This window comes from Humidesulfovibrio mexicanus (genome assembly GCF_900188225.1).
GTDB classification, from domain to species: domain Bacteria; phylum Desulfobacterota; class Desulfovibrionia; order Desulfovibrionales; family Desulfovibrionaceae; genus Humidesulfovibrio; species Humidesulfovibrio mexicanus.
Window position 1 is genome coordinate 170,833 of sequence record NZ_FZOC01000004.1, and the last position, 12,042, is coordinate 182,874.

8 protein-coding genes are annotated in these 12,042 nt (G+C 68.5%); 3 read left to right on the plus strand and 5 right to left on the minus strand.

The genetic code is table 11. The annotated features are described in order from the left end of the window. Positions 1 to 46 precede the first annotated feature (46 nt). The 3 genes from CHB73_RS09750 (at position 47) to CHB73_RS09760 (ending at position 4,343) form a co-directional block, all read left to right on the plus strand. On the plus strand, positions 47 to 1,954 hold the full coding sequence (locus CHB73_RS09750) for a flagellar hook-length control protein FliK (protein ID WP_089274382.1): 1,908 nt from the start codon (positions 47 to 49) through the stop codon (positions 1,952 to 1,954). A gap of 91 nt (positions 1,955 to 2,045) precedes the next feature. Next, positions 2,046 to 2,669: a flagellar hook assembly protein FlgD gene (locus CHB73_RS09755; protein ID WP_235641585.1), complete on the plus strand. Its 624-nt coding sequence runs from the start codon at positions 2,046 to 2,048 to the stop codon at positions 2,667 to 2,669. Between the two features lie 69 nt (positions 2,670 to 2,738). Continuing rightward, the gene (locus CHB73_RS09760) at positions 2,739 to 4,343 is read left to right on the plus strand and encodes a flagellar hook protein FlgE (protein ID WP_089274384.1); all 1,605 of its coding nucleotides are present in this window, start codon (positions 2,739 to 2,741) and stop codon (positions 4,341 to 4,343) included. 145 nt (positions 4,344 to 4,488) lie between these two features. Here the strand turns inward: CHB73_RS09760 and CHB73_RS09765 are convergent, their stop codons facing one another. From CHB73_RS09765 to murJ, 5 genes are all read right to left on the minus strand, one after another. Next, a complete protein-coding gene (locus CHB73_RS09765; RefSeq protein WP_089274385.1) occupies positions 4,489 to 5,910 on the minus strand; it encodes a glycosyltransferase family 9 protein in 1,422 nt (473 codons plus the stop codon). Between the two features lie 2 nt (positions 5,911 to 5,912). Next, positions 5,913 to 7,121: a CgeB family protein gene (locus CHB73_RS09770; protein ID WP_089274386.1), complete on the minus strand. Its 1,209-nt coding sequence runs from the start codon at positions 7,119 to 7,121 to the stop codon at positions 5,913 to 5,915. A 48-nt stretch (positions 7,122 to 7,169) separates the two neighbouring features. Beyond that, on the minus strand, positions 7,170 to 9,167 hold the full coding sequence (locus CHB73_RS09775; protein ID WP_089274387.1) for a sensor domain-containing diguanylate cyclase: 1,998 nt from the start codon (positions 9,165 to 9,167) through the stop codon (positions 7,170 to 7,172). Continuing rightward, positions 9,167 to 10,339, minus strand: coding sequence for an ABC transporter substrate-binding protein (locus CHB73_RS09780; RefSeq protein WP_089274388.1), 1,173 nt, complete (start codon positions 10,337 to 10,339; stop codon positions 9,167 to 9,169). The genes CHB73_RS09775 and CHB73_RS09780 overlap by 1 nt, the downstream gene beginning before the upstream one ends. A gap of 113 nt (positions 10,340 to 10,452) precedes the next feature. After that, positions 10,453 to 11,991: a murein biosynthesis integral membrane protein MurJ gene (gene murJ, locus CHB73_RS09785; RefSeq protein WP_089274389.1), complete on the minus strand. Its 1,539-nt coding sequence runs from the start codon at positions 11,989 to 11,991 to the stop codon at positions 10,453 to 10,455. Between the last annotated feature and the right edge of the window lie 51 nt (positions 11,992 to 12,042).

Genomic DNA, 12,042 nt, shown 5'->3' on the forward strand with positions numbered 1-12,042 from the left:
CTCTTTGGAACGGCTTTTGAATCATGGCCGTCCAAAGGAGCATCCCATGCAGGAAGTCACCACCGCCGAAGCCCGCACCGCCACGATCTTCGATCAGCTGCGCAGCGGCGTGCTTGTGGACAGCTCGTCCAAATCCCGCGCGTTCTCGGATTTTCTGGGCCTGATGGCCCAGTCCACCACCGCCGTCTCCGGACAGCAGGACGCGTCCTACCAAATACATGCCGCCCAGGACGCCGAAGCCCCCCGTTCCGCCCAGGCCGAAACCGGCGCGCAGATCGCCGCCGCAACCCTCGGCTCGACCGCAAGCGCCGTTTCCGACGCGGCGGCCCAGGCCGATGCCGATGTCCAGGCCAACATCCCGGCAAACGTCCAGGCAGCCCTCCAGACGACCCCCCAGGCCAGCATCCAGGCCGCCACGCAGGCGGAGGCGCGCCCCGCGCTGAACACCAAGGTCGCCAAGAACGCCACCGGCTCCACCGCCGCCTCGGCCGCGGCCTCGGCCAAGAACGTCCCCGTATCCCGCGAGGCCTTCGAGGAAGCCAAGCCCCTGCTGCTCAAGGCGGGTTGCTCGGACAAGGACATCGCGGAGCTTTCCGCCCAGGTGCAGGCGGGCAGCCTCACCTGGGGCCAGCTCATCCAGAACCTGGGCAGCCGCATGACCGGCGCCAAGAAGGCGGTCACCCTTTCGGACGGCGAGGCCGCAGAGCTCCAGAGCCTGTTCCAGAAGATGGGCTTCGCCTCCGAGGCCGCCACGCAGATGGTCCGCTCCGTGGCCAAGGGCGACGGGCTCAGCGTGCTTTCGAACATCCAGAACAAGCTGTCCACCCTGTCCGACGACAGCACGCTCGGAATGGACAAGGGCGAGCTGGCGACCTTCTTCAAGGCCATGGGCCTGCCCGCAAAGACCGCCCAGGCGCTCACCGCCGCCCTCGGCCCGGAGAGCACCGTCGCCGACATGAAGAACGCCCTGGCCGCAATGGGCCAGTCCCTTGCGGAACAGCGCACCAAGACCACCGCGGCGGACGCCGAACTCGCCAAGAACCTGGGCAAGATCATGGAAAAGGACGCGGCCAAGCACGGCCGCGACACCACCCAGACCGTGGCCGAATCCACGCAGGGCTCGTCCCGCGCGGAGGTGGCCTACGAGCTGAAGACCAAGGACCGGAACGACACCAGCTGGTTCGACCAGCGCGAGCAGAACAGCCGGCAGCAGGCCAGCCAGCAACAAAGCAGCCAGCAGTCGTCGGGCCAGCAGCAGAACAGCCAGCAGTCCTCAAGCCAGCAGAAGGCCAGCGACGACTCCTGGCGAGGGTTCAACGCCAAGGTACGCACAGAGGACGCCGCGACCCAAAACGGCCAAGCCTCCGCCGCAGGCGGCCAGCAGCAGGCCGAGTCGGGCAAGGCGTCCCTGGACGGGCTTTCCCACGCCGGACAGGCCGCGGCGCAACCCCAGGCCAAGACGCAGTCCGCCCAGCAGACCAAGGGGTTTGAAAAGGTCGCCGCGCCCAAGGTGCTGGACCAGATCACCGAGGCCGCGTTCAAGGACCTTGGCCAGGGCCGCAAGCAGATGACCATCCAGCTGGACCCGGAGAATCTGGGCAAGGCGCAGGTGATCCTGCAGGTCAAGGGCAAGGAGGTCAGCGCGCTCATCCAGGTGGAGGACGCGCAGACCGCGGCCATGCTGTCTTCGAACATGGACAGCCTCAAGAAGTCGCTGGAGGGTCAAGGCCTTACCGTGCAGAACCTGGAGGTGCAGGCCGGGCTGGCCTCGCGCCAGGACCAGCAGGCCTTCAACACCGACCAGCACAATCAGGCCCAGGAGCAGCAGGAGCTTTCGCGGCTGTTTTCCCAGCTGCGCATGATGCGCTCCGACGGCGCGGACATGGCCCCGGATATGCAAAACATGCACATGCGGGCAATTCTTGCCGACCAGGGCCTGCACATCGTCGCCTAACACGAGACACGAGGTTTACGCCATGAGCACCGTCAGCGGCACAAGCAGCACTTCCAGCACGGACAGCAGCACCACCACGCACAAGACCACGCTGGACCAGGAAGACTTCATGACCATCCTGCTGGCGCAGCTCAAGTACCAGGATCCCAACGATCCCATGGACGACAAGGAAATGGCCTCGCAGGTGGTGCAGTACTCCAACCTTGAGGCGCTGAACAACATCAACGAGGGCGTGCAGACGCTGGTCGAGTCCACCAGCTCCACCTCGCTCACCTCGGGCGTCAACTACATCGGCAAGAGCATCAAGAGTTCCGGCTACAACCTCACCGTCAACGACGGAACCGTCAGCACGCTCTACTACAGCCTGGGCGAAGCGGTCACCAACGTCACCGCCAACGTCTACGACAAGGACGGCGACCTCATCCGCTCCGAATCGCTCGGCTCCAAGGGCATCGGCGACTACACCTACGTGTGGGACGGCAAGGACACAGACGGCAACGTCATGGCGGACGGCACTTACGGCGTCATCGTCCGCGCTGAAAACGCGGAGGGCGAGAAGGTGCTGGTGCAGTCGCAGATCAGCGGCGTGGTCACCGGGGTCAAGACCTCCAGCGGCACGGTGTACCTGGAGCTCGCCGACGGACGCACCGTGGAGCTCGCCAACGTCACAGAGGTGGTCAACACCGCCGCCACAAGCACGTCCACCGGCTCGTAATCCGGGCTGGAACAATTCGGAAACGGTCGATCACAGGAATTCACGACAGGGGTTCAAGGAGGTCAGGCAATGTCTCTCACATCTTCACTGTACCAGGGCATCACCGGTCTGCACGCCCACTCTCAGGCCATCTCGGTCATCGGCAACAACCTGGCGAACGTCAGCACCACGGGCTACAAGGGGTCGAACATCTACTTCTCCGACCTCATCAGCCAGGACATCGCCACCGCCGCGGGCAACTCGCAAATGGGCCTGGGCGTCCAGGTCGCCGCGATTTACGCCGACTTCGCCCAGGGCGCCATCGAGACCACCACAGAGTCCACGGACCTGGCGCTCGGCGGCAAAGGCTTCTTCACCGTCAAGCGGCCCGACACGGAAAACAACTACTACACCCGCGCGGGCAACTTCCGCTTCGACTCCAAGGGCTACCTGGTGGACACCAACGGCTACCGCGTGCAGGGCTGGGCCATGCAGCGCGCCACCTCCGCCACCACCGGCAGCACCGACTACGCCATCTACGGCACGCCCACCGACGTGCTTGTCTCCAATTTCCAGGCGCCGGCTTCGGCCACCACCTCCATTCAGATGGTGACCAACCTCGATCCCACCAGCGACAGCCAGTGCGACTCGACCAACAATCCGTACTTCGCCATGTTCGAAACCTGGGACGGCACGGCCGACACGCCGCTGGCCAGCACCAGCTACGGCTACAGCAACACCATCAAGGTGTACGACGCCACCGGCACCCCGCACACCGTCACGGTGTACTACGACAAGGTCACCATGAACTCCAACGCCGGCGCGGACACCGTGTGGGAGTACATGGTCACCTGCAATCCCGAGGACGACGGCCGCACCATCGGCGGCACCAACGTCAAGGGCACCAGCGCGGCGGGCATCCTCATGGTCGGCACCATCACCTTCCGCTCCGGCGAGATGGTGGGCCAGAGCGCGTATACCCTCAAGAGCAACGCCTCGGGCAATCTCAAGGGCCTGGACCAATGGACCTTGGCCGACTTCTCCACCTCGGGCTATCCCATGATGACGGCGAACTTCATCCGCGCCAGCAACGCCAGCTCGGCCACCTCGGTGGACGCCGCGCCCATCACCGTCGACTTCGGAATGCGCAGCAAGAACCGCACCTGGACCCAGGCCAACGGCACCATCGCCAGCAACGCCTCGGCCATCGGCAACAAGACCAGCAGCGCGGGCTGGCTGCCCAGCATGGGCAACTCGGCCATCAGCGCCCTGGCCACCCAGTCGTACGACACGGGCGGCTTCACCACCCTGTACCAAAGCCAGGACGGCTACACCGCGGGCTATCTGCAAAGCGTGTCCGTGTCCGAGGACGGCGTGCTCTCCGGCGTGTTCTCCAACGGCCAGGAGATGGAGCTCTACACCCTCACCATAACGAGCTTCACCAACCAGTGGGGGCTCCGGCGCGAGGGCAGCAACCTCTTCAGCGAAACGCGAGACTCCGGCTCCGCGCTCACCGGCATGGCCAAGACCGGCGGCAGAGGCTCCATCACTTCCAACGCGCTTGAGGCCTCCAACGTGGACATGGCCACGGAGTTCGTGGACCTGATCACCTCCCAGCGCGGCTTCCAGGCCAACTCCAAGGTCATCACCACCGCCGACACCCTGCTCGGCGAAGTCATCGCCATGAAGCGTTAGGCCTTCCCAAGCCTCTCCATACCCCTGTGCGACCCCGTCCGGCCCGACCAGCCGGGCGGGGTCCAGCCATGTTTGGCGGGCAAAAAATGCCGTGTCCCGGCGCAACGCCAGGGAGGATATCTTCCGGTGCAGAAGGGCGCGGAGGTCAATCCGCGGCGGAAAGGATGGCCGCCAAGCGCTCCAGCTGGGAAAGGGCTTCCGCCTCCCAGGCCGGGGAAAGGTCGGCGTTCTGGCCGGACATCTCCAGCTGCGAGGCCAGCAGGCCCCAAAACGGCGCGACCCCGTGCGCAAGGGGGCTGGACTGGCCGCGCTCGCGCGAGAGGCGCACAAGGCCCCGGCCCAGGCCCGGCAGCGACGCCCGAAGCGACACGGCCAGGCGCGGAAAGGTTCCGGCAAGCGCGGCCCAGGCTTGGCGCACCGCTTCCTCGGACCCGGCCGCAAGGCGCCACAAGAAGAAGCGCCGCCAAAACTCCCCGGCCAGGTCTGCCGCGTCCTGCGGCTCCGGCGGCCCCAGGCGGCGCAGCCCAAAGAGCCCCTCCGGGGTGCGCGCGGTCTCGAAAACGGCGAGCCCCGGCAAACGGATGCGCTCCAGCCGTGCGCGCGCGCCTTCGGCCATCAGCACCGCCACTGCCGCCACAGGCCGGGGGGCCAGGGCGCGCGCGCACCGCCGCTCCGCCCTGCGGCAGGTCCAGCAGCCCCGCGCGCAGGACAGGCGCGAGCGCAACACCACATGCCCCGGCTGATAGGGGGCCGTGTCCCAGGGGTTCACGTGGCCCACGGAGAGGTTCAAAGTGGGCGCGCCCATCCAGGCGGCCAGGTGCATGGGGCCGGTGTCCGGAGTGACCATGAGGGCCAGGCCGCGCACGAACTCGGCCAGTTCGGCGACAGAAAGCCGCCCGGTGAGGTCGGCCAGGGGCAGACGGCTCTCCGCACGCACGGCCTCGGCCACGGGGCGGTCGGCCGGCCCCCCCAGAAGCACGGGCTTCAGGTCCCGCTCAAGCAGGGCGCGGCACAATCCGGCGTAAAAAGCGGGATCCGGGCGCTTGCCCGGTTCGCTGGCGCCCACGAACACGCCCACCTTGCCCCCGGAGCCGGGCGCGGGGCGCGGCGGCTCGAAACCCGTCAACCTCGGCACATCCAGGGACACCAGGTCCAGGCCGTTCAGGTCGGCCCAATGGAAGCGGTTGTGGCGGCCAGCGCCCACCAGCCCGGCCCGGTACAGCTGCCAGGCCCCGCGCATCCGCAGCGCGCCATCGGCCTCGCGCACGGGGCCGAGCTTGATGTCCGCCTCCAGGCTTCCGGCCAGGCGCGCGGCCTCCTCGCGGATGCTCAGGTTCACGATGAGGCGGTACCTGCGCCCGGCCAGGGCCCCGGCCTGGGCCGCAGACCAGGGGATGTAGGTGACGGGCGGGCTTACGGGCATAAGGGGGCGGAAGAACTGCTCCTCGGCAACCACGTGGCGCTCGCGCCCGGGGTAGCAGCGCGAAAGCCACAAGAACAGCGGGAAGGACAGGATCAGGTCGCCCATGCGCTGCATCTGCAGCACCAGGACCGGATCTGCCGCCATGCCTAGGCTCCAGCCCCCCGCCTGGCGGGGAAATGCTCCTCGATGAGGCCCAGGAGCGTGCGCAGGCGATGGTCGTAGGTGTGCTCGGCCAGCACGCGCGCGCGCCCCGCCTGGGCCACCCGGCGGCGCAGGTCCGCATCGGCCAGGCAGCGCTCCAACTGGGCAGAGGCATCCTCCGGGCTTTCGTAGAGCATGATCTCGCGGCCGGGCTCGAACATGCGCTCCAACTGGGCGCGGTGGTCGGTAAGCAGAAAGGCCCCGGCCGCGGGCACGTCGAACACCCGCTGGTTCACCGCGCCCTTCATCTGCACGCTGGTGCAGTTGAAGTTCACATCGCTCTGCGGGTAGAAGCCGGGCAGTTCCTCATAGTAGTTGACCTCCGGGTGCAGGCGCAGGCCAGGCGCGGCGGGCAGCAGCTCACGCCAGCCGGGGTCGCCCGCCACAAGCGGAGAAAAGGGCAGGGTGCGGCGCACGCAGCCCAGGCGATAATCCAGTGTCGCCCGCCAGACCACGGCGGTTTCGTAGGCGGTGCGGCGCTCCACGCCCAGGGCGTCCATCTCCGGGGCGAGCTCCGGCCTGTTGGCCGCGACAAAAGTGCGCACGTTGCGCTCGCCAGAGGCCGCGAACTCCGCCGAAAGCGGCACGAAGGCGGCCAGAAGCGCCGGGCCGGGCCGGGCGGCGGCCAGCCTGCGGGAGGTCTTGAGGAGCATGGAGTTGCCCACGAAGGACACCGGCGCCCGCCATTCCGGCCTGCCGAGCCTTCCGGGACGAAAGCGCTCCGGGTCGGTTCCCAGGGGCAGCCAGGCCACCTTGGAGAAGCCCAGGGAGCGCACCGCGTCCAGACTGTCGGCGTCCCAGCTCAGCACCAGGGCGTTTTCGGCGTCTGGGGGGGGATACACGGGCAGGATGAACTCCGGGTTGTCCACGAACCAGGACACCAACGGCAGCCGCATGTCGTGCGCCAGGGACTGGAGCACGCCCTCGCGGTCCACGCCCAGGTGGTTCACGGTCAGCACGGCGTCGGGCCGGAAGGAGGCCACGGTTTCGCGCAGGGTCTCCACAAAACGCCGAGCGTCCATCTCCTTTGCGCCCAGGTCCAGCAGCAGGTGGGGAACCCCCTGCCGGGAGCAGGCGGCGGCCAGTTCGCCCAAAAGAAAATAGGCGCTGGTGAGCAACAGCAGGCGCGGAGGGCGCTTTTGGCGGCGGTTCATGCGCCAGACCCTAGCCGGGCCACGCGCGGCTGTAAAGACGGCAAAAGGCTAATCGACGCCGGCACCGACCTGGAGCGGCGGAAGCGGGGCTACGCGCACGGCGTTGCCCCCGGCGCGCTTGGCCTCGTACATGGCGGCATCGGCCCTGGCCAGCAGGGAATCCTGGTCGTGGCCGTGCAGGGGGAAGCAGGCCACGCCCACCGAGGCCCCCAGGAACAGCCTCCCGCCATCGGCCTCCGGGTCGTACAGGCACTCGCGGATCTTCTCGGCCACGGACAGGGCGTCTTCGGCGTGCAGCAGGTCCGGCAGCACCACCACGAACTCGTCGCCGCCAAGGCGGGCCACGGTGTCGGACTCGCGCACGCAGGCGCGCAGGCGCAGCGCCGTCTCCACCAGCACGCGGTCGCCGTGGGCGTGGCCGTAGGCGTCGTTCAAGCTCTTGAACTGGTCCAGATCCAGGTACAGAAGGGCCACGCTGGCCCCGCCGCGCTTGGCCCGGCGCAGGGCCTGGTCCAGCCGGTCGAGGAACAGCTGGCGGTTGGGCAGACCGGTCAAATGGTCGTGCAGGGCCATATGCCGCACGCGCTCTTCGCTGGCCTTGATCTCGGTCAGGTCCTGGGCGTTGAGCACCAGGCGATCGCCGCCCATGGGCGAGACCTTGAGCCGACACCAGCGCCGGGCCCCGCTGACGTGCTGGAAGGCGAACACCCGCTCCGGCGGATTCTCCTTGCGCATGTCGGCTTCCAGGCTGGCCACGAAGGCGCGGCGCTCCTCGGGCTGGTGGAAAATGCGGTCGGCCAGCACGCCCAGGGACGGGGTGTCCTCCAGGGAACAGCCCAGAAGCCGCTCCATGCCGGGATTGCAGTACTCCACGGCCCCGTTTCCCCGCACCACGGCGATGCCGTCGAACGACCCCTGCAGGATGGCCCCACGCTCCCGGCCCTCCTGCTCCAGGCGGTCGTACAGGGCGGAAAGCTCGCCGGTCATGGCGTTGAAGGCCCGCGCAAGATTGCCAAGCTCGTCGGCGGTCTCCACTTCCGCCCGCACGGAAAGATCGCCGCCGGCCACGCCCATGGCCGCGCGGGTCACGTCCAGAATGGGCCTGGCCAGCCGCCGCGACAGCACGTACACGCCCACGGCCAAAAGCACCGTGGCCCCCAGCGCCACCAGCACCAGGGTGACCGCCAGCCGTCCCGCCGGGGCGAAGGCCTCGGCCTGGGACATCTCCGCCAGCATGGCCATCTGGTAGGCGGGCAGCCAGCGATACGCGCCCAGCACCTGCACGCCCGCGTCGTTCTCATACTGCCCGCGGCCGTTGCTGCCCGCAAGGGCCTGCGCCACGCCCTGGGAATGGGTCTTGCGGCGGGCGCTCTCCATGTCCATCCGGCCGGAGGCCACCAGCAGGCTGGAGGAATCCACCAGGAAGGTCTCGCCCGTTTCGCCGAGCCCCGCCCGCGAGCGGATGATCTGCGAAATGGGGTCCAGGTTCAGGTGCAGGGCCAGCACGGCCAGAAGTCTGCCATGGTCGTCCTTCACGGGGGCGCTCACCGTCACCACCGGCCGAAGAGACTCCGGCGAGGGATACACGTTCTGCATGGACAGGCGCTGGCGGCCCTGGATGTAGAAGCTGTAGCTGGCGCGGTAGCTTCCCTCGCTGGCGGGGTTTGTGGAGAGGAGCACCTTGCCTCCGGTGGGGGCCAAGAGCAGGGCCTCGTGCACATCGGGCTTGGCCTGCGCGTAGTCCAGCAACAGCCGCCGCAGCTGCGGGCCCACGCGGAAGAAGCCGCGCCCGGCTCCGCCCTCGCCCTCGCGGGCGGCCAAGGAGCACAGGAACAGCAGATCGGCCCGCCGCTCCTCCACCCACAGGGCAAGCTCGGTCTCCTTCTGGCGCGAGGAGGTCTCGAGCCGCTCGAAAACAGCTTCTCGCAAGAGCTCCCTCGCGGCCAGCCAGCTCGCCGCTCCGGCGCACAGCACCACCAGCACGGAAAGCACCATGTAGGTGCTCACCAGGCGGGCCACCAAACTCTTGCGCACGGACCAACTCATCAGCGGGGTTCCCCGCTTGCTGGAGGATCGAGACGGGCGCGCAGGCGACGCTCGCCGCCCTCGATCACCACAAGAAACACGGTGCGCGCGGGGTCGCCGTCCTCATTGAAGGACAGCTCGCCCGTAAGCCCCTGGAAGCCCCGGACGGCCGCAAGCCCGGAACGCAGCGACACGGGGTCCGTGCTGCCCGTGCGGCTGGCCGTGTCCAGCAGCAGCTCCAGGGCGTCCAGGGTCAGGACGTGATTCTGCACCAGGGACAGGCCGGGCCTGGACGCCAGGGCCTGCGCCCTGACCAGCAGCGCCGGGTCCACCCCTTCGGCTGAAAAGTTGGTGGTGTAGAGCGCGCCCTGGGCCTCGGGAAGGGCATGAAAATCGCGGTCGGAGTCCCAGGAATCGCTGCCCAGGAACAGCCCGGAGAATCCGGCCGCGCGGGCCTGTGGAAGCTGCAGGGCCAGGTCGCCGGGAAAATTCGGCAGGAACAGCAGCTGCGCTCCGGCGGCCATCGCCCTTGAGAGCTGCGGCAGAAAATCCTGCGTGCCGCTGGCGTAGGGGACCATGGTCACGGCGGCTCCGGGCAGCGGAGCGAAGGCCGCGCGGAAAAAACCGGCCAGCCCGGCGCTGTAGGCGTCGGATTCATCGTAGAGCACGGCCGCGCGGCGCAGGCCAAGGGTGGAGTGCACCACGCGCGACAGGACCACGCCCTGGTCGCTGTCCAGCTGGCACATGCGGAAGACGAACTTTCGGCCCTTGGTGACCGCCGGATTGCTGGCCGTGGGGGTGATCATGGGCACGCGCAGGGCCTCCAGTGAAGCCGCCACGGGCAGGGCCTCGCGGCTCAGATAGGGGCCGATGACCGCGCTGACGCGCTCCTGCTGGACCAGGCGGGTCACCGCGGCCATGGACTGCTCCACCTGGCCTGCGTTGTCGGCCACCATGAGCCGGACGGGGAGCCTGCGGCCGCCCACCTCCACACCGCCGGCGGCGTTCACCTGCGCCACACGCGCCAGGGCCAGCTCATGCGCGTCGAAGCGCGGCGGGCCGCTCAGGTTGGCGATGAGCCCGATGCGCAGCTCCGTGCGCTCGGCGGGTTTTTCCGGCGCGCCGGAGCAGGCGGACAGAGCCAACACGGCTGCCAGGGCCGCAGAAAGTGCAAAGAGAAGCCTCGCGCGCATGTGTGAGTCCCCCCTTCCCTAAGCATCAGCAGCGGGCCGCAGGCCTGACGCCACGTACCAACTACTTAGCCTTCCGGGGCGGCCCTGACAAGCCCCGCGCCGCGTCTGCGCGATCATTGCGTCCGCCGCAACCCCATTCGCCTGGCCAGGGCCTCGTGCAGCTGCCGCGCCTCGGAAAGCCCCAGGAACCTGGCCAGCACGAAATAGGCCACGGCCCAGGCCGGAATAAGCAGCGCCCACACATACCGCGTGTCCGCGGTGGCCCAGGCGCCCAGCCCCATGAGCAGGCTGGCCGCCGCGCACTTGAGCGTGGGCGAGAGCGCCATGGGCCACTGCCCAAGCCTGTGCTTGAGCCTCCAGGCCAGCAGCCCCACGTTGACGTAGGACGCCACGGACACGGCCAGGGCGAGCCCGGCGTGGGCCATGACCCCCATGAGCGCGAAGCCCAGGCCGATGTTCACCGCCACGCACAGGGCCGCCACGGCCACGGGCAGGCGCGTGTTCTCCAAAGCGTAAAACGCCCCCACCAGCGGCCGCACCAGGGCGATGGCGGGCAGTCCCACGCAGTAGGCCACCAGGGCGGTCGCCGTGGCGCTCACCGCCTCCGGCCCGAAGGCCCCGCGCCCGAAAAGCAGTCCGATGAGCGGCGCGGCCAAGGCGATCAATCCGGCCATGGCGGGCAGGCTGATGAACAGGGACAGCCTCATGCTGGAGCGGATGACCTCCTGGAACTCGTCCATCTTCCCGGAAGCGGCCAGGCGCGAAAGGCTGGGCAACGCGGCCGTGCTGACCGCAAGGCCAAAGACTCCCACCGGAAACTGCACGAGCCGGTCCGCGTAGTACAGGTACGAAATGCTGCCCACGGGCAGGAACGAGGCCAAAAGCGTGCCCAAAAGCAGGTTGATCTGGTACACGGCCGAGCCCAGAATCGAAGGCAGCATGAGCCGTCCCATGCGCATGACCGCGGGATCGCGCCAGCGCCAGGGCCCGCGCCAGGAAAAGCCCAGCCGTCCCAGGTAGGGCTGCTGGAACAGCCACTCCGCCAGGCCGGAGGCCAGCACGCCCCAGGCCAGCGCGTAGGCCACGTTCCAGCCCATGGCCCAGCCGACAAGGGCCGAAAGGATGAAGCCCACGTTCAGCAGGCAGGGAGCGAAGGCCGGGGCGAAGAAGTGGTCCATGGCGTTCAGGATGCCCATGCACAGCCCCACGGCCGAGATGAACACGATGAACGGGAAGCAGATGCGCAGCAAATCCGCCGTGGCGCCAAGCAGCTCCGGGTCGCGGGCGAAGCCCGGCGCGATGGCCGCCGTGACCTGCGGGGCGAAAAGCATGGCCAAAAGGGTGATGACGGACAAGATGGCCAGGAGCCAGGCCAGCACCGAACGGGCCATCTCCTGGGCGCGGGCCTCGCCCTCCTCCGCCCGCACGCGGGAGAAGGTGGGGATGAAGGCCATGGTCAGCGAGCCCTCGGCGAACAGGCTGCGCAGCAGGTTGGGAATGCGGAAGGCCACGAAGAAGGCATCGGCGAAGAGCCCAGCGCCCAGCGCGAAGGCCGTGATGAGGTCGCGCACGAAGCCCAGCACGCGGGAGGCCAGCGTGGCCCCGGCCACAGTGGCCGCGCGCCGGGCGATGTGTCGGGATTCGGCGTTCATCGGAAGGCATGATAGCCCATGCGCGCCGGACTGTCACCACGCAGGCGCGGA